Origin of the sequence: Bacillus sp. hwrm1 (assembly GCF_040207805.1) — a bacterium.
Lineage (GTDB): Bacteria > Bacillota > Bacilli > Bacillales > Bacillaceae > Bacillus > Bacillus velezensis.
The window spans coordinates 1,967,968-1,988,881 of sequence record NZ_CP157943.1; the positions used below are offsets into that span (position 1 = coordinate 1,967,968).

Genomic DNA, 20,914 nt, shown 5'->3' on the forward strand with positions numbered 1-20,914 from the left:
CATCCGTCACTCTCCATTCGGTGTCATTCGTTTTGCCGCATACGCATAAGGGACAGAAATGAGTGATACCGCAAATTTAATCAGGTAAGTTGAAATGAAGATGCTGAACCATACTCCCGCGGAATAAACGCCGATAAAGGCCACGGCAGTGAAGATAAATGTATCCAGCAGCTGGCTGAGCGCCGTGCTTCCGCTGTTTCTGAGCCAGAGAAGCCTGTCTGAAGGAAAGATTCTCCGTATGGCTGAATATACATAAACATCTATCGTTTGGCTGAAAATAAAAGCCAAGAGGCTTCCGAGCGCAACACGCGGCAGAAAACCGAAAATCGTCTCAAGGGCAGGCTGTGCGATATCTGACGCAGCCGGTTTATATAAAAGAGCCCCCTGCATGGCGCATGTCAAAGCGAGCAGAGTGGAAAACCCGAGCCACACGGCTTTGCGCGCTTCCCTGGGACCGTATTTTTCATTCAGCACATCCGTTGCGAAGAAAACGGTGCCGTACATGATATTTCCCAGTGTCGCCGTAAGCCCGAACAGTTCGACTGTTTTGACAACCTGCAAGTTGGCGCACACCGTGGCGAAACCGATCCATACGAATAGGCCCGTTTTGCCAAATCCTTTATAAAACAGAAGAACAATGATAAAATGAATGACCGCAAATAAGATCCATAACACATCGTTAAACAAAACCTGCTGACTTCCTTTCAATTTGAGAATGGTTTGATTATAGCACACGCCCGTCAACTAATGAATGGTAAGGTGATTTCAATGAATCTTAAGCCGTATATCGAAATAGAAGCAAAAGGAACAGGCCCTGTCGCATTTTTTTCCGAAGATTGGCTGACCGTTCCGAAAGCGCGCATGCTTGCAAGAGAAGTCAGCCGCTTTCCTTATATAAAAGACATTTATTTTGAGGATGAAAAAGGCGCGAGCTGGACGCTTAAAGAATTAGAAAAGCTTACTGAAGAGCTTGCGCACGAACCTGACGACATTACAGTGTATTTCGACGGCGGCTTTGACAAAACAAGCGGACGCGCCGGACTCGGAATTGTCGTGTATTATTCTCTCGGCGGCAAGCGATACCGCATACGGAAAAACAAAAGCTTAACGCTTCAGACGAACAATGAGGCGGAATATGCCGCTTTATACGAAGCGCTTAAGGAAGTGCAGGAACTTGGCGCAAGCAGAAATTCGATCACGATAATAGGGGATTCCCTCGTCGTTTTGCATCAGCTTGACGGCAGCTGGCCGTGTTATGATGAAACGCAAAACGAATGGCTGGATAAAATTGAAGCGCTGCTTGAATCCTTAAAGCTGACACCGACATATGAAGCCGTAAACCGAAAGGAAAATCAAGAAGCGGATGACCTTGCCAGAAAAATTCTCTCGGACCGGCAGATTGAAAGCCGCATAACATTAGAAGGTAACGGAGATGACTGATATTGGATAAAAAAAGCATTTATAAAGAATTGACTGAGCTTCAGGATGAATATTGCAAAGACTGTTTCGTAAAAAAGCATTTTCGCAAAGAGTTTGGAAAAACGCACGCTCATTCTTTCTGCATCAACCAATGCACGGTGGGGGAGAAGCTGAAAGCCTACGGCAAGGTGCTGGCAAATCAATAAAAAATAAAACCGCAGTTTCTGCGGTTTTATTTTTCGAATTCATCAAGCTGATGCTGGCAATCGTCGAGAAGCATTCGCTGCTTTTGCAGAAAATCCTGGTCGAGAGCCTGCAGTTCACTGGATTGTGACATCGTTCTGGCATCCTGAATCGCCTGGTATGCAGATTCCACCAAAGTTGAATTTTGGCCCCGGGTAGCCGCTCCCGTTGTTTTCTGGGCCGTTTCCACCGCTAATTCAAGCTGGCGTTTATCCGTCAGTCCGTTTGGAAAAAATTCAGAGTCCATTAAAAAACACCTCCGCAAATAGTTTGGAGATTTTTTTTTAGAAATATGTACGGAAAATAGAAAAAAATATAGAAAATAAGCCGATATAACTATTGAACCTGATTAATTAGGGCTTATTTACTATTATTCAGGGTATCTTGGGAGAGAAGGGAAAAACCAGCCGTGAATGATAAAGATTTAAAAACAATCCTTCAGCAGACATTTAAAGAGATATACGGTGATTTGGGAAGTTTAGCGGAAATGGCAAAAAAAGGAATGCCGTCAATGGAGAAACAAATTGAAGAGATCGAGCAGCGCTGCAAGCAGAATCTTGTTGCAATTGAGATTCAGACGGCAATCAAATAGGAGAGGCATACGCCTCTCCTCTATTTGTCATCTGATCAACATGTATTGAGTTTAGAGTTTTACAACATTAGAAGCTTGAGGTCCACGATTACCTTCGACAATTTCAAAAGAAACTTCTTGTCCTTCTTCTAATGATTTGTATCCTTCTCCTTCGATAGCAGTGAAGTGAACAAATACGTCGTCTCCGCCTTCAACTTCGATGAAGCCGAATCCTTTTTCGTTATTGAACCATTTTACTTTACCGTTTTGCATATTGCTTAATTCCTCCTAGTACTGTAGCACCTTCGTGCTAAAAAAAATTTTGTCATCATCCAACCGTACGTATGTAAACGTTGTTAAATGATGGTTCAACTATACACCATATGGGAGCGGACGTCAAGCGGCCGCTCCCTATTTTTCATCTTTATTTTTCCAGTAACAAAGCTTAACCGAAAAAAACAAAAAGCACACGAATCGTTCGTGTGCTTTTCTTTTACGATAATGCCATATCCGCCTTCCCGGCCATCATTTCAGATTCTTTTATAATGTCCTGCAAAATGACTTCAGAAGAGTTGGGGAGGTGAAGGCTTTTAATATTGTCCTTCATCCGGTTCAGCTTCTCCTCATCCGCAAGAAGGGAGGTGACAGACTCTAAAATTTCTTCGTGGCGGTTGACCACGACAGCCGCACCGCGATCTTCAAAGAAAATGGCGTTTTCTTTTTCCTGCCCGGGAACCGGTTTGTACAAAATAACGGGTACTCCGATCGCCGTCGCTTCCGTCAGTGTGATGCCGCCCGGTTTCGTGATCATGCAGTCCGTAATACGGAACAGCTCGTCAATTCTTTCTACATAGCCCAGAACTTTCAGCCGGTCGGCATTGTCACCTTCCAAGCTGCTGAGGGATTCTTTCAGCGAGCTGTTTTTGCCGCATACCACCACAACCTGCACCTGATCGTCATGAACGAGATTTTCGCACAGTTCTTTTACGTTTTTCAGCACACCATGCGCTCCCGCCATAATAAGAAGAACTTTTTTGTCGGGAGAGAGATTGTATTTTTTATAAATCGGCTCTTTCGGCATTGATTCCTCGAATTGAGGCCTGATGGGAATGCCCGTGATCTTTACGTTGTTCGGGTGAGTGCCGATTTCAATCAGTTTTTCCTTCACGTAATCTGTGGCGACATAATATTTATCAACATTTTCATGAACCCAGATTTTGTGAAGGCAGAAATCGGTCATAACGTTGAACGTCGGGATCACTTTTCCGGTTCTCCGTCTGTATTCCGGTACGACAATCATCGGAAATGTATTGATAATAATGTCCGGCTTATGCTCTTCGACGAGCTGGCCTAAACGTTTATTTCCCATTTTAAAATAAATATTGAATTTGCGTTTATTATAGATTTTGTCAACTCCGTAATAAAACAAACGATAAAACTGTTTCCCGATTGAGAAGCTTTTTAAATAAAGGTATTGAGTAACCTCTGAAACAATCGGATTTGACTCTTGATACAAATTGGAAACCGTCACATCTAAGCCGAGACGCAGACACTGTTCGTAGAGCGTTTTGGCCACTTGAACATGCCCGTTTCCGTAATTTGCAGTCAAAATTAATACTTTTTTATTGGTATTCAAGTAAATTCACCTCAATGTAATCAACAACAAGCAAGCTTCATGCATCGTAAGGAGTTATTGTCTATAGATAAACATAACACAAGTGCATCATTTTATAATAAGCGCGGCAACATATTTAAACTAAATTTAATTGATATGTTCCATTATTTTAAAGTTTTGTTATACGCATACTGAATCAAGAGTATTTTATCATATTTTTGTCACCGTATCACTCAAAACAAAAATTAATCCCATTCATACGGGGTTTCCTGATATACGTAATAATTCAGCCAATTCATAAACAATAACGTTGCATGAGCTTTCCAGCGGTTAACAGGTTCTTTCCCGCCGGGCGCAAAATAGTGCTTAGGAGCTTCTACGTTTGAAAGATTTCTCTCTATGTCTCTCTCATACTCCTGAAGTAGCGTATCGGTATCATATTCCGGATGACCCGTTAAGAAAATCTGTTTTTCGTCTTTTGAAACGATTAAACAGACCCCCGCTTCCTCTGAAACGCTGAGCACATCCAGATCCGAAGCCGATTGCAGCTGCTCCGTATTAATATCTGTATGCCGTGAGTGGGGCACATAGTATAGCTCGTCAAATCCTCTTACCAATCTCTCATGTTTTTTAAGAACGGTATGCTCAAACACACCGAAGATTTTTTTCGGCAGCTCCACTTTCTCAATGCCGTAATGATAGTATAAACCGGCTTGAGCGCCCCAGCAGATATGGAGGGTTGAAGTGACATTCGTTTTGCTCCATTCCATGATTTCCTTCAATTCTTCCCAGTAAGAAACATCTTCAAACGGCAGGTGCTCAATCGGAGCCCCGGTAATAATCATTCCGTCAAACCGTTTGTGGCGGATGCTGGAAAAATCCGTATAAAACTCATCCAGATGCTGCCTTGCCGTATTTTTTGGAGTATGTGTGCTCGGAATTAAGAACGTAAAGTGAACTTGTAAAGGTGAATTCCCAAGCATCCTGAGGAGCTGGGTTTCCGTTTGGATTTTTTTCGGCATCAGATTTAAAATCACGATCTTCTGCGGCCGGATATCCTGATGAAAAGCCCGGCTTTCATCCATTACAAAGATGTGTTCACTTTCAAGCACCTGCTTAGCGGGCAGGTGATTTGGTATATTAATAGGCAACATGCCACCTCCGTTATTCCCCGTTAATTTTCTTCATTATAGAAATTTTTAAGCCATTTTTCAATCCATCCCGGCGTAATAAACCGCATTTAACGCATAATGACAGGGATAAAAGCGGCAAATGGGCATAAATTCGGAGCGGCTCTTTATTATGACGGGTAAAGAGCCGTTTGGTTCCTCGAAAAAAACGTTTTCCGTTAAGTGGAAGGAAAAAGCGGTTGCCGTTTGTTTTGCAGTGTAAAACAGGTAAAATAAATGAAGAATGTAAAAAGGAGGGCCGCAGATGACAATTTACGATATAAACGTACGGACCATAACAGGCGAAGACATGACGCTATCGGCTTACAGAGGCAAGGTGATGATCATTGTGAATACAGCAAGCAAATGCGGATTCACATCCCAGCTCAAGCAGCTTCAGGAGCTCTATGATACATATCGGGAGGAAGGTCTTGAAATATTGGGATTTCCCTGCAACCAATTCATGAACCAAGAACCTGGAAACGAAGCGGAAATTCAAGAGTTCTGTGTGAAAAACTACGGAGTCACATTCCCGATGTTTGCGAAAGTTGATGTCAATGGAGCAGACGCTCATCCTCTCTTCACATATCTGACGGAACAGGCGAAGGGGATGCTCGGCACAAAAGCGGTCAAATGGAATTTCACTAAGTTTATCGTGGACCGAAACGGTAAAGTCACCGGGCGTTTTTCACCGAACGTCAACCCAAAAGAGCTTGAAGATACGGTACAGAGGCTTTTGGCCGATAAGAGGTGATACGGTGAACGAAAAAGAGCAGCTGGAAAGCGTCAGGAATTGGGTCAAAGAAAAGCTTATCAATGAACGAACGGGCCATGACTGGCTTCATATTTCCCGGGTCGCAACACTTTCTGTTTATATGGCAAAAGAAGAAGGCGCCGACTTATTTATCACTGAGACGGCCGCGCTGGTTCATGATCTGATTGACGCCAAGCTCGAAAAAAGCGAAAGGCTGACGGCAGGCGAAGTGACAGAACGGCTGGCTGCTTTCAACATTGCGGCTGGCTCCATTCAGGAGATCGCGGATATTATCACGAGAATGTCATTCAGACACAGGGAACTGCTGATAAAGCGGCCGCTTTCATTGGAGGGGAAAGTTGTTCAGGATGCAGACATGCTTGATGCGATCGGCGCAGCGGGCATCGGCAGGGCTTTTATGTTTGCCGGGGCGAAGGGGCACCCGATGTACGGAACTCAAACAAGTGTGCTGGCCCATATAGAGGATAAATTAATCAAGCTTAAAGGCTTAATGAATACAAAAGCGGGGGCCGGTTTAGCAGAGGAGCGGCATCAATTTCTTTTGCAGTTCGCCGCCCGTATCCAAAAAGAGGCCGGCATTTGCAAAAGCTAAGCGGCGCAATAGAACGCTTGTGCCGACTATGTTAGAATAAGTGTCAGATTGCGCATAGGAGGACCAATATGAAGATTAAATCAATAGAACCGACGCCGAGTCCGAACACGATGAAAGTGATTTTGACTGAAGAGCTTCCGGCAGGGAAAAGCAACAATTACAAGCCCGATCAGGCAGATGATGCTCCGGTTGTCGTACGTGATATTTTAAACATTGAAGGAGTAAAGGGCGTTTATCACGTTGCCGATTTCCTGGCTGTGGAGAGAAACGCACGTTTTGACTGGAAGGAAATTCTGCCTCAGGTCCGTTCCGCCTTCGGAATGGAACATACGGAGCAGTCTGAGAGCCGTTCTGAACAGGAATCGTTCGGTGAAGTGAAAGTTTTCGTACAAATGTTCAGCGGAATCCCGATGCAGGTCAAATTGACGGACGGCGAACGTGAAGAGCGCTTCGGCCTTCCGGAACGTTTCCAAGAAGCCATTTTAAAGCTGCGTTCCGAAGCTTCAAATGTTGTATTTGAGCGGACTTGGAAAGAACAAGGCGTGCGCTTCGGAGATTTTACCGAAATCGGACACGATGTCACAGAAGAGCTTCAGGCCGCCTACAGTGATGAGCGGCTCAAACGCCTCACAGAAGCAGCCGCACAGCAAAAGGGTGAGGCCAGACCTGCAGTGCAGCGGAAAGCTTATAAAGTGACACTGGACATGCTTGATGATGAAGACTGGAAACAGCGCTATGCCCATCTTGAGCAAATGGATCCGGATGAAGACGATTTACCAGTATTGGAAAAGGCGCTGCATGATCCGAAGACTTCGATCAGAAGACAAGCCGTCGTTTATTTGGGAATGATCGAAAATCCGTCTGTGCTTCCGCTGTTATACAAAGCGCTTGAAGACAAAACGGTGACGGTCAGAAGGACGGCGGGTGACTGTCTGTCGGATCTCGGCGACGCGAGCGCCATCCCGGCCATGATGAAATCGCTCAGTGACTCAAGCAAGCTCGTGCGCTGGCGTGCGGCCATGTTTTTATATGAAGTCGGCGATGAAAGCGCGCTGGAAGCATTAAAAGCGGCGGAAGACGATCCGGAATTCGAAGTCAGCCTGCAAGTCAAAATGGCGATTGAACGGATTGAGCACGGAGAAGAGGCGAAAGGTTCAGTCTGGAAACAGATGACTGAAAGCAGAAAAAAAGAACAGTTATAACAAAAAGGTGCGCCATGCACCTTTTTTATTTGAATTCACTTTTTATAAAAATTATTTAGAATATTGTTGAAAAATGATTCAAAACTCTATATAGTAAGTACAATATTAATTGTTGGAGGGTTTTTATCGAAATACAGAAAGAATAGAAAAGCGAGACAGGGCAAAGACACTGTAAAATATGCAGAACGCGCCCTAGAATAAACTGAAAATTTTAAAAATAGTGCACAGTCTAAAAACAGTAGGGGGATCACCATGGCAGAATTACGCAGCAACATGATCACACAGGGAATTGACAGAGCGCCGCACCGCAGCCTTCTTCGCGCTGCCGGCGTAAAAGAAGAGGACTTCGGCAAGCCGTTTATCGCGGTCTGTAATTCATACATCGATATCGTTCCCGGGCATGTTCACCTGCAGGAATTTGGAAAAATCGTAAAAGAAGCAATCAGGGAAGCGGGCGGTGTGCCTTTTGAATTTAACACGATCGGAGTAGATGACGGAATCGCAATGGGGCATATCGGCATGAGATATTCGCTGCCGAGCCGCGAAATCATTGCCGATTCAGTTGAAACGGTCGTCTCGGCGCACTGGTTTGACGGAATGGTCTGCATTCCGAACTGCGACAAAATTACGCCGGGAATGCTGATGGCGGCTATGCGGATTAATATTCCGACCATTTTTGTCAGCGGGGGGCCGATGGCAGCCGGCCGCACAAGCGACGGCCGCAAAATTTCGCTTTCTTCAGTATTTGAAGGCGTCGGCGCATATCAAGCCGGGAAAATCGGTGAAAGCGACCTGCAGGAGCTGGAACAGTTCGGCTGCCCGACGTGCGGATCTTGTTCGGGCATGTTTACGGCAAACTCCATGAACTGTCTGTCTGAAGCGCTCGGTCTGGCGCTTCCGGGCAACGGAACAATTCTTGCAACTTCACCGGAAAGAAGAGAGTTTGTGAGAAAATCAGCGGCCCAATTGATGGAGACCATCAAAAAAGACATTAAGCCGCGCGATATCGTCACCGAAAAAGCGATTGACAACGCATTTGCGTTAGACATGGCTCTCGGCGGCTCAACCAACACAGTGCTACATACGCTTGCGCTTGCCAATGAAGCTGGGGTTGAGTACTCTTTAGAACGCATTAACGAAGTGGCTGAACGAGTGCCTCACTTATCGAAATTGGCGCCGGCCTCGGACGTCTTCATTGAAGATCTGCACGAAGCGGGCGGAGTCTCGGCGGCCCTTAATGAATTAGCGAAAAAAGAAGGGGCGCTTCATCTTGACGCGCTGACTGTAACAGGCCGCACACTCGGAGAAACAATTGCGGGTCATGAAGTAAAGGATTATGACGTGATTCATCCGCTTGACAATCCGTTTACCGAAAAAGGCGGTTTGGCCGTTCTGTTTGGGAATCTGGCTCCGGACGGCGCCATTATCAAAACAGGCGGCGTACAGGACGGGATTACAAGACATGAAGGTCCCGCTGTCGTCTTTGATTCCCAGGATGCCGCGCTTGAAGGCATTATAAACCGCAAAGTAAAAGAAGGAGATGTTGTCATTATCCGTTATGAAGGGCCAAAGGGCGGCCCGGGCATGCCGGAGATGCTCGCTCCGACGTCTCAGATTGTCGGAATGGGGCTTGGCCCGAAAGTGGCGCTTATTACAGACGGCCGTTTTTCAGGAGCGTCCCGGGGCCTTTCAATCGGGCACGTATCGCCTGAAGCGGCTGAAGGCGGCCCGCTCGCATTCGTAGAAAACGGCGACCATGTCATCGTTGACATAGAAAAACGGATTTTGGACGTACAAGTGCCTGAAGAAGAATGGGAAAAACGCAAGGCCGAATGGAAAGGCTTCGAGCCGAAAGTAAAAACAGGATATCTCGCCCGGTATTCCAAACTCGTAACAAGCGCCAATACGGGCGGAATCATGAAAATATAAAACAGAGGCCTGAACAATTGAATTCCGGCCCCCTCTATAGTATCCTTGACTTCATATAAGGATTTTAGAGGGGGCTTTTTTATGTCAATGGCTTATGAAGAATATATGCGCCAGCTGGTCGTGCCGATGCGCCGTGAGCTGACGGGTGCGGGTTTTCAGGAATTAACGACTGCTGAAGAAGTAGAAAGCTTTATGGAACAGGCAGAGGGCACGACATTGGTCGTTGTCAACTCCGTGTGCGGCTGTGCAGCAGGTCTTGCCCGTCCGGCTGCGACTCAGGCTGTTTTACAGCATGAAAAAGCGCCTGATCATACGGTTACCGTATTTGCCGGTCAAGATAAAGACGCAACTGCAAAAATGCGTGAATATTTTACGGGGCAGGAACCTTCCTCGCCTTCAATGGCGCTGTTAAAAGGGAAAGAGGTCGTTCATTTTATTCCCCGCCACGAAATCGAAGGGCATGACATGGAGGAAATTATGAAAAATCTGACGGATGCCTTCGATGCGCACTGCTGAAATGCCCGAATTCCGGGCATTTTCTTTTTGGAGAAAAAGATGATCACAACGAGTTACAGACCAAGCGAATATACGATACACACAGCGCAGTCGCTCAGTGTCAAGCTGGGTGACACTTACTGCAGCCGCAATAAACAGCCCATTGAAAAAATGCTGGAACGAGCGGCTAGCGATCTTTTAGTCATCGGAAAGGAACGGTTCGAACTTTACACGAAGCAAGAGGAGAAGTTCTTTTTTCACCCGAATACAGCGATGTTCCGCGCAAAGCGGTTTTTGAGAGGGGAAGCCGAGCCGTTGTTAAAAGCAGCCGGATTACGCGAAGGGGATTCCTTTTTAGATTGTACGCTCGGCCTGGCATCCGATGCGATTTTGGCAAGCCTGGCAGTCGGAAAAAGCGGACAAGTCATCGGCCTGGAGAAAAACAAGCTTGTCTCATTGCTTGTTGAAACAGGACTTCAAACGTGGGAAACCGGAATGGAGCAGCTCCAAACCGCCATGAAACGCATTCAGGTCAAACATGCCGACTGCGCCGATTATTTGCGGGAGCTTCCTGATTCATCGGTAGATGTCATTTATTTTGACCCGATGTTTCACGAACCTGTTGAAACGTCAGACGGCATTGCACCGCTCCGCGCGCTGGCAGAAGAGGGTTTTAACGAAGAGTGCATCACGCAAGCCGTCCGGGCGGCGAAAAAATGCGTAGTGCTTAAAGACCATTGGAAAAGCCCGCGGTTTGAACGATACGGCTTCAAGGTGCTGAAAAGAAAGACGGCGCTTTTCCACTTTGGTGTCATCCATGTGAGCTCATGATATCATGGGCTTCTTTTTCGTTAATCAGTGATTTCCATAACGACAAAATAAAGCAGCGTGAGAAGTGATACAGTCGCAAATAAAGCGTTAATCATCTCATCCCCTCCTTTTTCTCCTTCTTATTGTAAGCGGTTTATCCGCTCGGTCACAGTTACCAATTTCCCATATTGCATGATAATACGCTGCCGGACATGACGCCGCGCTTTCATCTATGCTAAAATAAAGGAAAAGAGGACAATAAAACAGAGGGGAACAATCTGTCATGAAATTGTGGATGAAAAAGACCCTTGTGGTTCTGTTTACCATTGTAACGTTCGGACTCGTGTCTCCTCCGGCTGCTTTGATGACAGACAAGCCTTCAGGACAGTCGAGCAGTCTTGAGCAGAATGATTACACCGCTTTTTATGATGAACACGCCCTTCCGGGAGAAGAGAAGGCAGGGCGGGAGCCTGAATTACTGTTTCAATCGTATCAGCAGCAGCTTCTCGGTGATGCTGAAAATCAATCATTTTTAAAATTCGGCAGCAAAATCTCTCCGGTCATTGAAGATGATTACAGAAGTGAAATTCTGCCGAAAATCGAAGATGTGATCACAGGACATTTAGCCAAGTTTCAAGATGATGAAGCGTATCAGGATGTGGTTATTTCCAGCAAACCGTCGGCCGGAAAAACTGAAAAAATTTTTCATGTGTATAACAGGCTGACGGGTGAAGATCTTTTAAGGTTCCACGTCCGCCGGGATCATCCTCCGCAAGACGGCTACTGGTTTAATTTTCATTACCATACCGCTGAAGACGGATTTCAGTCACATCATGAGCTCGGCAGCATTTACTGGGACCGCAATACGCCGCCTGACTGGATGAGCGTGTAATAGCGAGAAGAAATAAAAAAATCATTTCTGAGAAATTTTGCAGAAATGATTTTTTATTGTGTTACACTACTAAAAGACTACTTTAAAAGGATGAAAAATAATGAAACAATATAAAGATTTGTGCCGTCATGTGTTAGAAAACGGAGAAAAAAAAGGAGACCGTACGGGAACGGGTACGATCAGCACGTTCGGCTACCAAATGCGGTTTAACCTTCAGGAAGGTTTCCCGATGCTTACGACGAAAAAGCTCCATTTTAAATCCATCGCGCATGAGCTGCTTTGGTTTTTAAAAGGAGATACGAATGTCCGCTACCTTCAGGAAAACGGAGTCCGCATCTGGAACGAATGGGCGGATGAAAACGGAGAACTCGGACCGGTTTACGGTTCTCAATGGCGTTCATGGCGCGGAGCGGACGGCGAGACCATTGATCAAATCTCCCGGCTGATTCATGACATCAAGACAAACCCGAATTCCAGACGTTTAATCGTCAGCGCTTGGAATGTCGGCGAAATTGATCATATGGCGCTTCCGCCTTGCCACTGCCTGTTTCAGTTTTATGTCGCGGACGGAAAACTGTCGTGTCAGCTTTATCAGCGCTCAGCGGATGTCTTTCTCGGCGTGCCGTTTAATATTGCGTCTTATGCGCTTTTAACATTGATGATCGCGCATGTGACGGGACTTGAACCAGGTGAGTTTGTTCATACATTCGGAGACGTCCACATTTACCAAAACCATGTGGAGCAGGTGAATCTGCAGCTGACAAGGGATGTCCGTCCGCTGCCGAAACTGCGGTTTGCGCGAAATGTTGATTCTATTTTTGATTTTACGTTTGAAGACTTTATCATTGAGGATTATGACCCGCATCCGCACATAAAAGGAGCTGTCAGCGTATGATTTCGTTTATTTTTGCGATGGATGAAAACCGGCTGATCGGAAAAGATAACGATCTGCCTTGGCACCTTCCCGATGATCTCGCATATTTCAAAAAAGTGACGACGGGCCACACCATTGTAATGGGGCGGAAAACGTTTGAATCAATCGGACGCCCGCTTCCGAACCGGCGGAACATCATTGTAACCTCACGGGACGAATCTTCATTCCCGGGCTGTATTACCGCTGACTCGGCTGAGGAAGTGCTCAAGCTGATCCCGGCGGATGAAGAATGCTTTGTAATCGGCGGCGCCCAGCTGTACAGTGCGCTCTTTCCTTACGCGGACAGACTCTACATGACAAAAATTCACCATGTCTTTGAAGGAGACCGTTTTTTTCCGGAATTTAATGAAGCTGAATGGGAATTGACATCCCGCAAACAGGGAGTAAAAGATGAAAAAAACCCTTACGATTATGAGTACCTTGTATACGAGAAAAAGAATTGAGTTTAAGCAGGGGGACAAGAATTGATTCGTTACGGCTGCCTTGTGATGTACGTTGTATTTATGTTCATGAAAAATATTCAGGAATATATCAATCAAAAAGAGCTTGACCCGCGGCTTTCTTTTCAAAAACAGATGAGGCTGGTGTATGAGCGGCCGAAAGCCTTTATGAGAGGCTGCATTGACGTGTCGGGATCGGCAATCGGCATTCATCATGATCAGCCGATACCGGACGGCCCCGTATTGTATGTGCATCCCAGATTGCGCCCGGCTGATCTTCTGCTGCTTGCGGGACATCTTGAAGAGCCGGCTGGTTTTATCGCTGGCGAGAAAGCTTTCCGGATGCCGTTTCTCGGAAATTGGCTGCGGCTGATGGGTGTCATTTGTGACGGAGACAGCCGGGATGCCATGTTTCAGGAGGCGGAAGTCCGTCTGCAAAAAGGGCAAAGTCTGATTCTGTCCGAAGACGGCAAAATCAATCCGGAGGAACTGGCCCTTCGTTTCGATCTCCCGATTGTGCCTGTCAGCACTTCGGGAACAGACCGGCTGCTGCGGGGCAGATTACTGAAACGGCTGAAACCGGCTGACATTGAAATACATATAAAGCCCGCTTATTATCCGGCCGGTCAGAAACGGCTCCGTGCATAAAAAAAGCACAGTCTCTATAGAGAGGCTGTGCTTTTTTATTTCAGATAAAGGGGACTTTGACGCAATAAAATAAAATACAGAAAAACATCGAGGCGCTGCCGCCTAAAACAAAACTGTGCCAAATGGCGTGATGATACGGAACCTTTCTCCAAATATAAAATATTGTGCCGGCGGAATACAATAAGCCGCCGAAAAGAAGAAGGCCGAAACCGGGGCCTGACAGCGAAGCGTACAGCGGTTTAATGGCGACGATGATCAGCCAGCCCATCATTAAATAGACAAGCGTTGAAAAAATGATAAACCGCTTCACGAAAAAGATTTTAAACACGATGCCTCCGATGGCAAGCGACCAAACAATAATTAAAAGGGTCAGACCGAGCGCCCCTTTAAGGGGTCCTAATAAAAATGGCGTATATGTTCCGGCTATTAATACGTATATCGCGGAATGATCCACAATCTCAAGAATGTCTTTCGTTTTTTTATGCTGAATGCTGTGCAAAAGAGTCGAGCTGAGATACAGCAGCAGCATTGAAGCGCCGAAGATTGAAAAGCTGACGATGTCTGTCGGCGAGCCGTATTTCACCGCGAAGATAATGAGAAAAATAAGCGCCGGAATCGACAGCAATACACCGATTCCGTGTGTGACGGCATTTGCGATTTCTTCTTTTATTGTGAACAATCAAATGTCCTCCTTTTTAAAGGATTTGTTTTTGCAGTGACTGCAAAAAGCTCAACCCTTCTAATGTAATTTTTGTTCCAGCGCGTCCTCGGCCTTTTGTCACATAGTTCATCTTTTCTAAGTAATCAAGCCTGTTTCTGACCTGCTGGGGCGATAATGTCATTGTGCTGTTTTCGCTTAATTCGGATATGCTCCGTCTGCTGGCGGGTTCGCCTTTTGTATTTAAGTCTTTAATTGATTCCAAAATAAACAAAAACTCTTCTTTCTCCATCAATGTCAGCCGTTTTTCTTTTTTCTTAGCTGTTTTCGCTTTCTGGCTGTTTTTGATATACAGCGGGACATCATCGGGATAAATCGTGCTGCCGGATGCTGCCGCGGCCATATAGTACGCCGCATTTTGAAGTTCTCTGATGTTGCCGTTAAAGGTGTGCCGCTCAAACAGCGGATAAACGGACGGATCGATATGAATATGCTGCCCCGAGGCTGTCAGCATATGCTGCAGAAGAAGCGGTATATCGCTTTTTCGTTCAGATAAAGCAGGGAGCGGAAGGCATAACACGTGAAGCCTGTAAAATAAATCTTGGCTGAACGTATTTTCTGCGCCGGTATCGCCAAGATCCGCCGTGCTGCTTGCAATGATGCGGGCGGAAAGCCCGGCATCCAGCTCGGAAAGAAGGCGGGCCTGTACCGAGAGCGGCATGTCTCCGATTTCATATAAGAATAATGTTCCGCGGCTGGCCCTGTTTAATGCGCCTTCAGCGCCGAACAGTTCATATTCGAGCCGCTCTTCGCTTTGGCTGCAGTGAACGGTAATAAATAGTTCGCTGTTTCTGCGGGATTTATGGTGGATCGCTTTGGCCATTTGTTTTTTTCCGGTTCCGACTTCACCCGTTATGAAGACCGGCAAATCAGATAAGGCAAATTGCGAGGCCAATCGTTTCGCTTCTGAAAAGGTGTGATGTTCGCCGGCCAGCTGATAAAAAGGATCAGTTTGTTCAATTACACTCATGAATTGGCTCCTTTTGGTTCTAATTGGTTTAAGTATAACACGTTTATGCGATCGAAAATATCTTTTTCTCTTGTATCGGTTCATTTAATTTTATTTACAAAATTAAAATAATTGTCTTATTATTTGAATATTCATGTTATAATGGCATATTAAATAGGGATTTAAATAAGAAAGGACTCTGTAAATGAAACCGTTGCTTAAAGAAGACTCTCTCATCCAGGTAAAAGACATTTTAAAAGCGCACCAAAATGTAAAGGACGTTGTGATACATACGCCTTTGCAGAGGAATGACAGACTTTCTGAGAGGTATGGCTGCAACATCTATTTGAAAAGGGAAGACCTGCAGGTGGTCAGATCATTTAAGCTCAGAGGGGCTTATAATAAAATGAGGCAGCTCTCAAAAGAGCAGACTGAAAACGGAATTGTATGCGCAAGTGCGGGAAACCATGCGCAGGGGGTTGCGTTTTCATGCAAACACCTCGGCATTCACGGCAAGATTTTTATGCCGTCAACTACACCGAGACAGAAAGTATCCCAAGTGGAACTGTTCGGAAAAGAATTTGTTGAAATCATATTGACGGGTGACACTTTCGATGATGCGTATAAGAGTTCTGCGGAATGCTGTGAAAAAGAAAACCGCACGTTTATTCATCCGTTTGACGATCCCGATGTCATGGCCGGACAGGGAACGGCTGCCATCGAAATTTTAAATGACATTGACGTTGAACCGCATTTTCTTTTTGCAAGCGTAGGGGGAGGAGGACTCCTGTCCGGGCTCGGCACGTACATGAAAAACATATCGCCGGATACAAAAATCATAGCGGTAGAGCCGAAGGGCGCAGCCTCCTATTTTGAATCGAAAAAAGCCGGACAAGTGGTTGAACTTGAGAAAATCGATAAATTTGTCGATGGGGCGGCCGTAAAAAAAATCGGCGCGGAAACCTTTCAAACGCTCGAAACCGTCGTCGATGACGTTGTGCTTGTCCCGGAAGGAAAAGTGTGCAGCACGATTCTCGAATTATATAATCAATGCGCCATCGTAGCGGAGCCGGCGGGGGCATTGTCCGTGTCAGCACTTGATTTGTATAAGGAAGAGATTAAAGGGAAAAACGTCATCTGCATGGTCAGCGGAGGGAATAACGACATCGGCAGAATGCAGGAGATGAAGGAACGCTCCATGATTTATGAGGGGCTGCAGCATTATTTTATCGTTAATTTCCCGCAAAGGGCGGGAGCGCTTCGCGAATACCTAGATGAAGTGCTTGGGCCTGATGATGACATCACCCGGTTTGAATACACGAAAAAAAATAACAAAAGCAGCGGCCCCGCATTGGTCGGCATTGAGCTTAAGCATCGGGAAGATTACGGCGCGCTCATTGCCCGGATGAATCAAAAAGGATTTCATTACGTAGAGGTGAATAAAGATCAGGATCTGTTCCACCTGTTAATCTGACTTTTTTTAGAACGACGCGCAAAATGACAGACACGCTTTCTCAGATTGTATATAATAAAAAGAAAACAATCGAAAAAGAAGGATTGATATCTTGTTACTCAAAAGCCTAGAGTTCAAACGACAGGACGGGATTCAGGTAAAAGTGACAGAAATACCGGTTGTCACGGAAGGTGAACATTATTTTTTTCAAATTCATCAGCACCTTGAGCTTTATTTGAGAGAGGTTTTTGCTTCACAAAGTGTGAGAACAGTGTATTCATTCCGACAATATGTCAAGCGCCGTATGAAGTGGAAAGATTACGAGGCCGTTTTCAACCAAGAGATTTTAAAACATAACGCATAACGGTGCATATTCCTTAGCGCCTTCCTTTTGATAAGGGAGGGTGCGGGAATTTTTTTATGATGAATGCTGTAAGCGTTTTATCCATGGGGGGAATGGAAATGAAAAAAATGAAAATCTTCGCTGCCGTCTTTTGTTTGCTGCTCTTGTGCGCCTGCGGGGGGAAAACGATAAAAGACCCGCTGAACTATCAGATTGAACCGTTTTCATATCAAAACCAAGATGGAAAAACAGTGTCACTGAAAAGCCTGAAGGGGCATGTCTGGATTGCCGACTTTATGTTTACAAATTGTAATACGGTCTGTCCGCCGATGACGGCCCACATGACCGAACTGCAAAAAAAACTGAAGGCTGAGAATCTGGACGTGCGGATTGTGTCGTTCAGTGTAGATCCTGAAAAGGATACGCCGAAACAGCTGAAAGCATTTGCTTCCAAATATCCGCTTTCGCTTCGCAACTGGGATTTTCTGACTGGTTACAGCCAAAAGGACATTGAAGATTTTGCGCTGAACAGCTTTAAATCAATCGTCAAAAAGCCGGAGGGAGAGGATCAGGTCATACATCAAACCTCTTTTTATTTAGTCGGACCTGACGGGAAGGTGCTTAAAGATTATGACGGCGTGCAGAAAGTTCCGTATGATGACATCCTCTCAGATGTCAGAGCGGCTGAGGAGCTCAAGTAAACTGGCAGATTAGACATTTTCAAATCTGAAAAAACATGTTACACTTTCCACTAGTAGACGGGGAAGGAGCAACTAGATTGAAGCTGCGAATGTTCTCATTGATCGCCGGACTGGCCTTGCTTTTATCAGCTTGTTCTGTCCAGCGCACCGGTTCTGACGCTGAAGAACCGAAAACGAAAGATCATATTGTCATAGCTGCGGTCGGTGATTCATTGACTGAAGGAGTAGGAGATCCTGACGGTTCAGGATACGTCGGCAGGGCAGCGGAGTCTCTTAAGAAAAAGGGACATGTGAAAACGGTAGATATTAAAAATTATGCGGTGCAGGGTGACAAAACGTCGGACCTGCTGGAAAAGCTTGATAATAAAAAAGTTCAGAAATCATTAAAGAGCGCCGACTATATCTTTTTTACCATCGGCGGCAATGACTTAATGAAGGTGCTCCGCCAGAATATGATGCAGCTGACGGTTCAGCCGTTCCAAAAGGAAGAGAAACCTTTTGAAAAACGATTCAAGGCGATCGTTTCAAAAATCCGCAAATATAATGAAAACGCAGAGCTGGTGTATGTCAGCATGTATAATCCATTCACGTTTACGCTGCCTGAATTAAAAGAAATTAATGGGGTTGTAACGGATTGGAACAAGATCGCCGCAAAAGAGCTGGAAAAAGATCCCCACGCCGCTGCGGTGAATGTTGAAGACTTGTTCAGTCAAAAAAGCGGCAGCAGACGGATTTCAAAGGATGATGATTTTCATCCGAACGCAAAAGGATATGCACTCATCGCCGATCGATTGTACGGCATCATTGAAAAACAAGGGTTACCAGCAGAATAGGGTGAAATGATGAAAAAGTGGAAATCGCTGTTTTTTGTTCTTCTCGCACTCAATGTGATTGCCGCCGCGGTAATTGTGACATTATTGGTTATGCCGGGAGAGCAGGCGAAAATACAAGATCAGACAAAAAGTGAGTACGGCTTTCATATCACGAGCTCGAAAGAATCTCTTGCCAGGTTTGTGAATGCGTACTTAAAAGAGAAGGCATCGAATCAGCTTGACTACAAAGTGGACATCAATAACGATGTGCACGTGGCAGGTAAAATCAAAGCATTCTCAACCTCCATTAACGCGGTCGTCACATTTGAACCGTCCGTACAGGAGAACGGAGATGTGATGTTGAAAGTGACGAAGTTTTCCTTAGGCGAATTAAGCCTGCCGATCAGCTTTGTGCTGAATTATATGGACAGCTTTTATGAACTCCCGTCATTTGTGCACGTTCATTCCGGGGATAAAAGCATCGAGATCCGTCTGTCGGAAATGCCTTTAGACAACGGCATGTATGTAAAAGCGGATAAAATCAATCTCGACACGGATGAAATTGAATTTTCCTATTATCATCCGAAACAATAAGTTTTCATAAAAAAAACACAGATCCTTTGAGGGATTTGTGTTTTTTCGTGTCAGCGTTTTTTGTCCAGCTTGCTGAACAGTTTGATTAACGTTGCGAGCTCTTCATCAGAGTAGCAGTCAAACCGTTTAAAAAAGTATTCTGTTTTTTTCTGGTTGAAATGATCGACAATTTTCTCCCCGGCTTCCGTAATATGGATTCTGATAATTCGCCTGTCCTCTTTAGAACGGATGCGGGTGATCCATTCCTTTTCTACTAAAGCGTCGGTCACTGCGGTAATATGGCTTGCGGAGACCTCAAGAATGGGGGCGAATTCCGTTACTTTTTTAGGCCCTTGTTCACTGAGAATCCGCAAAATGGTGAATTCGTTCCTGGACAGCTCTTTATCTAGAATTTCATTAACTTCATTTCTGATTTGTTTAAACACTTTTCGAAGCAAAGCTTCCATATCATACATCATTTGTGTCCTTACTTTCAAATCATGAACCTCCAATATGTAGTCAGCGTGGCATTCGTTTAGCTTCCCCTGAAAGCAGAATTATTTTTATTCTGTTTATACATGCTATAATATAATAATACCACGTATGAACAAAGGAGGGCACCCGTATGTCAGAAAAAAAAGAAATCGCCACATTTGCAGGCGGCTGTTTTTGGTGCATGGTGAAGCCGTTTGACGAACAGCCCGGGATTGAAAAGGTGGTGTCCGGCTATACAGGAGGTCATACTGAGAATCCGACTTACGAAGAAGTGTGCAGTGAAACGACCGGACACAGAGAAGCCGTTCAAATCACATTTCAACCTGACATTTATCCGTACGAAAAGCTTGTCGAGCTGTTTTGGCAGCAGATCGACCCGACTGATGCAGGCGGCCAGTTTGCAGACCGCGGAAGTTCATATCGGGCGGCGATATATTACCATAATGATGAACAAAAACAAATCGCTGAAGCCTCAAAAAAACAGCTTGAAGAAAGCGGCATATTTAAAAAGCCGATCGTGACAGACATTTTGAAGGCTGAGCCTTTTTATGAAGCGGAAGGCTATCATCAGCACTTTTATATGAAAAATCCTGATCACTACGGGCGCTACCGTGTAGGTTCCGGACGTCAAGGCTTTCTGGATGAGCATTGGAGGGACAGATAAGATGGCTTTTAATAAAGAAGAAAAAATCAAATCATTAAACCGCATGCAATATGAAGTCACACAAAATAACGGAACGGAGCCGCCGTTTCAAAATGAATTCTGGGATCACAAAGAAGAGGGGCTGTATGTTGATATCGTATCGGGAAAGCCCTTGTTTACTTCTCTGGATAAATTCGATTCTCATTGCGGCTGGCCCAGTTTTACAAAACCGATTGAGGAAGAAGAGGTTGACGAAAAACTGGACACAAGCCACGGGATAATCCGGACGGAAGTGAGAAGTAAAACAGCTGATTCCCACTTAGGCCACGTATTTAATGACGGTCCGGGGCCAAGCGGGCTCCGTTATTGCATTAACTCTGCGGCACTCCGGTTTATTCCGAAAGACAAGCTGAAGGAAGAGGGCTATGAAGCCTGCCTGCATTTATTTGAAAAATAGAGCTCAGCAATGAGGCCTGCCTATCAGACAGGCCTT

General features: G+C 45.4%; 28 protein-coding genes and 1 pseudogene. 20 read left to right on the forward strand and 9 right to left on the reverse strand.

The genetic code is table 11. The features are described 5' to 3' along the window. Positions 1 to 6: 6 nt before the first annotated feature. The gene (locus ABK447_RS10355; RefSeq protein ID WP_012117815.1) at positions 7 to 687 is read right to left on the reverse strand and encodes a queuosine precursor transporter; all 681 of its coding nucleotides are present in this window, start codon (positions 685 to 687) and stop codon (positions 7 to 9) included. Between the two features lie 81 nt (positions 688 to 768). Here ABK447_RS10355 and ABK447_RS10360 point away from each other — a divergent pair, with 81 nt between their 5' ends. Then, positions 769 to 1,440, forward strand: a complete 672-nt coding sequence (locus tag ABK447_RS10360; RefSeq protein WP_072589187.1) for a ribonuclease H family protein — start codon at positions 769 to 771, stop codon at positions 1,438 to 1,440. A gap of 2 nt (positions 1,441 to 1,442) precedes the next feature. Beyond that, on the forward strand, positions 1,443 to 1,625 hold the full coding sequence (locus tag ABK447_RS10365) for a zinc-finger domain-containing protein (protein WP_040238014.1): 183 nt from the start codon (positions 1,443 to 1,445) through the stop codon (positions 1,623 to 1,625). Between the two features lie 26 nt (positions 1,626 to 1,651). Here the strand turns inward: ABK447_RS10365 and ABK447_RS10370 are convergent, their stop codons facing one another. Next, entirely contained in the window at positions 1,652 to 1,909 is a 258-nt protein-coding gene (locus ABK447_RS10370; RefSeq protein ID WP_007409519.1) for a DUF2564 family protein, read from the reverse strand. A gap of 162 nt (positions 1,910 to 2,071) precedes the next feature. Here ABK447_RS10370 and ABK447_RS10375 point away from each other — a divergent pair, with 162 nt between their 5' ends. Next, a complete protein-coding gene (locus ABK447_RS10375; RefSeq protein ID WP_012117812.1) occupies positions 2,072 to 2,254 on the forward strand; it encodes a hypothetical protein in 183 nt (60 codons plus the stop codon). Between the two features lie 51 nt (positions 2,255 to 2,305). On the opposite strand, the gene cspD is transcribed toward ABK447_RS10375, so the two are convergent. From cspD to metA, 4 genes and pseudogenes are all read right to left on the reverse strand, one after another. Further along, positions 2,306 to 2,506 carry a cold-shock protein CspD gene (gene cspD / locus ABK447_RS10380; protein ID WP_003153604.1) on the reverse strand — a complete coding sequence of 67 codons (201 nt, stop codon included), beginning with the start codon at positions 2,504 to 2,506 and terminating at the stop codon, positions 2,306 to 2,308. Between the two features lie 15 nt (positions 2,507 to 2,521). Then, positions 2,522 to 2,633 (reverse strand): annotated as a pseudogene (locus ABK447_RS10385) (hypothetical protein); the annotation flags it as partial. A gap of 93 nt (positions 2,634 to 2,726) precedes the next feature. Further along, positions 2,727 to 3,869 carry a diglucosyl diacylglycerol synthase gene (locus ABK447_RS10390; RefSeq protein ID WP_007409520.1) on the reverse strand — a complete coding sequence of 381 codons (1,143 nt, stop codon included), beginning with the start codon at positions 3,867 to 3,869 and terminating at the stop codon, positions 2,727 to 2,729. Between the two features lie 224 nt (positions 3,870 to 4,093). Beyond that, positions 4,094 to 4,999 (reverse strand): homoserine O-succinyltransferase, encoded by a 906-nt coding sequence (gene metA, locus ABK447_RS10395; protein WP_003153608.1) that lies wholly within the window; start codon positions 4,997 to 4,999, stop codon positions 4,094 to 4,096. A gap of 283 nt (positions 5,000 to 5,282) precedes the next feature. Between metA and ABK447_RS10400 the strand changes: the two genes are divergently transcribed. From ABK447_RS10400 to ABK447_RS10445, 10 genes are all read left to right on the forward strand, one after another. After that, complete coding sequence (locus ABK447_RS10400) at positions 5,283 to 5,771, forward strand: glutathione peroxidase (RefSeq protein ID WP_012117811.1); 489 nt, start codon at positions 5,283 to 5,285, stop codon at positions 5,769 to 5,771. Between the two features lie 4 nt (positions 5,772 to 5,775). Continuing rightward, positions 5,776 to 6,384, forward strand: a complete 609-nt coding sequence (locus tag ABK447_RS10405; RefSeq protein WP_015240060.1) for an HD domain-containing protein — start codon at positions 5,776 to 5,778, stop codon at positions 6,382 to 6,384. Positions 6,385 to 6,452: 68 nt separating this feature from the next. Continuing rightward, positions 6,453 to 7,586 (forward strand): conserved virulence factor C family protein, encoded by a 1,134-nt coding sequence (locus ABK447_RS10410; protein WP_015240059.1) that lies wholly within the window; start codon positions 6,453 to 6,455, stop codon positions 7,584 to 7,586. A gap of 252 nt (positions 7,587 to 7,838) precedes the next feature. Then, on the forward strand, positions 7,839 to 9,515 hold the full coding sequence (ilvD, locus tag ABK447_RS10415) for a dihydroxy-acid dehydratase (protein ID WP_007409524.1): 1,677 nt from the start codon (positions 7,839 to 7,841) through the stop codon (positions 9,513 to 9,515). 81 nt (positions 9,516 to 9,596) lie between these two features. Further along, the gene (locus ABK447_RS10420; RefSeq protein WP_003153619.1) at positions 9,597 to 10,031 is read left to right on the forward strand and encodes a BrxA/BrxB family bacilliredoxin; all 435 of its coding nucleotides are present in this window, start codon (positions 9,597 to 9,599) and stop codon (positions 10,029 to 10,031) included. 39 nt (positions 10,032 to 10,070) lie between these two features. Beyond that, positions 10,071 to 10,841 carry a class I SAM-dependent methyltransferase gene (locus ABK447_RS10425; protein WP_094031791.1) on the forward strand — a complete coding sequence of 257 codons (771 nt, stop codon included), beginning with the start codon at positions 10,071 to 10,073 and terminating at the stop codon, positions 10,839 to 10,841. A gap of 262 nt (positions 10,842 to 11,103) precedes the next feature. Next, the gene (locus ABK447_RS10430; RefSeq protein WP_007409526.1) at positions 11,104 to 11,712 is read left to right on the forward strand and encodes a YpjP family protein; all 609 of its coding nucleotides are present in this window, start codon (positions 11,104 to 11,106) and stop codon (positions 11,710 to 11,712) included. A gap of 100 nt (positions 11,713 to 11,812) precedes the next feature. Then, a complete protein-coding gene (locus ABK447_RS10435) occupies positions 11,813 to 12,607 on the forward strand; it encodes a thymidylate synthase (RefSeq protein ID WP_025284896.1) in 795 nt (264 codons plus the stop codon). Further along, a complete protein-coding gene (locus tag ABK447_RS10440; RefSeq protein WP_025284895.1) occupies positions 12,604 to 13,089 on the forward strand; it encodes a dihydrofolate reductase in 486 nt (161 codons plus the stop codon). Before ABK447_RS10435 ends, ABK447_RS10440 begins: the two co-directional genes overlap by 4 nt. 21 nt (positions 13,090 to 13,110) lie before the next feature. Further along, positions 13,111 to 13,734: a lysophospholipid acyltransferase family protein gene (locus tag ABK447_RS10445; RefSeq protein WP_025284894.1), complete on the forward strand. Its 624-nt coding sequence runs from the start codon at positions 13,111 to 13,113 to the stop codon at positions 13,732 to 13,734. 40 nt (positions 13,735 to 13,774) lie between these two features. Here the strand turns inward: ABK447_RS10445 and ABK447_RS10450 are convergent, their stop codons facing one another. Both ABK447_RS10450 and ABK447_RS10455 read right to left on the reverse strand, forming a co-directional pair. Continuing rightward, positions 13,775 to 14,413: a hemolysin III family protein gene (locus ABK447_RS10450; RefSeq protein ID WP_007409529.1), complete on the reverse strand. Its 639-nt coding sequence runs from the start codon at positions 14,411 to 14,413 to the stop codon at positions 13,775 to 13,777. Positions 14,414 to 14,429: 16 nt separating this feature from the next. After that, positions 14,430 to 15,422 (reverse strand): sigma-54 dependent transcriptional regulator, encoded by a 993-nt coding sequence (locus tag ABK447_RS10455; protein WP_015240056.1) that lies wholly within the window; start codon positions 15,420 to 15,422, stop codon positions 14,430 to 14,432. A gap of 184 nt (positions 15,423 to 15,606) precedes the next feature. Here ABK447_RS10455 and ilvA point away from each other — a divergent pair, with 184 nt between their 5' ends. From ilvA to ABK447_RS10480, 5 genes are all read left to right on the forward strand, one after another. After that, a complete protein-coding gene (gene ilvA, locus ABK447_RS10460; protein ID WP_007612085.1) occupies positions 15,607 to 16,875 on the forward strand; it encodes a threonine ammonia-lyase IlvA in 1,269 nt (422 codons plus the stop codon). Between the two features lie 91 nt (positions 16,876 to 16,966). Then, positions 16,967 to 17,218, forward strand: a complete 252-nt coding sequence (locus tag ABK447_RS10465; RefSeq protein WP_007409532.1) for a DUF2535 family protein — start codon at positions 16,967 to 16,969, stop codon at positions 17,216 to 17,218. A gap of 98 nt (positions 17,219 to 17,316) precedes the next feature. After that, entirely contained in the window at positions 17,317 to 17,898 is a 582-nt protein-coding gene (locus ABK447_RS10470) for an SCO family protein (protein ID WP_072589818.1), read from the forward strand. Between the two features lie 77 nt (positions 17,899 to 17,975). Beyond that, positions 17,976 to 18,731, forward strand: a complete 756-nt coding sequence (locus tag ABK447_RS10475) for an SGNH/GDSL hydrolase family protein (protein ID WP_003153635.1) — start codon at positions 17,976 to 17,978, stop codon at positions 18,729 to 18,731. Positions 18,732 to 18,740: 9 nt separating this feature from the next. Next, complete coding sequence (locus tag ABK447_RS10480; RefSeq protein ID WP_007409535.1) at positions 18,741 to 19,304, forward strand: YpmS family protein; 564 nt, start codon at positions 18,741 to 18,743, stop codon at positions 19,302 to 19,304. Between the two features lie 50 nt (positions 19,305 to 19,354). Here ABK447_RS10480 and ABK447_RS10485 read toward each other — a convergent pair whose 3' ends face one another. Then, positions 19,355 to 19,780 carry a MarR family transcriptional regulator gene (locus ABK447_RS10485; protein WP_003153639.1) on the reverse strand — a complete coding sequence of 142 codons (426 nt, stop codon included), beginning with the start codon at positions 19,778 to 19,780 and terminating at the stop codon, positions 19,355 to 19,357. Positions 19,781 to 19,908: 128 nt separating this feature from the next. Between ABK447_RS10485 and msrA the strand changes: the two genes are divergently transcribed. After that, positions 19,909 to 20,442: a peptide-methionine (S)-S-oxide reductase MsrA gene (msrA, locus tag ABK447_RS10490; RefSeq protein ID WP_043021186.1), complete on the forward strand. Its 534-nt coding sequence runs from the start codon at positions 19,909 to 19,911 to the stop codon at positions 20,440 to 20,442. Position 20,443: 1 nt separating this feature from the next. Then, the gene (gene msrB, locus ABK447_RS10495; RefSeq protein WP_072589184.1) at positions 20,444 to 20,878 is read left to right on the forward strand and encodes a peptide-methionine (R)-S-oxide reductase MsrB; all 435 of its coding nucleotides are present in this window, start codon (positions 20,444 to 20,446) and stop codon (positions 20,876 to 20,878) included. The last annotated feature ends 36 nt before the right edge of the window (positions 20,879 to 20,914 follow it).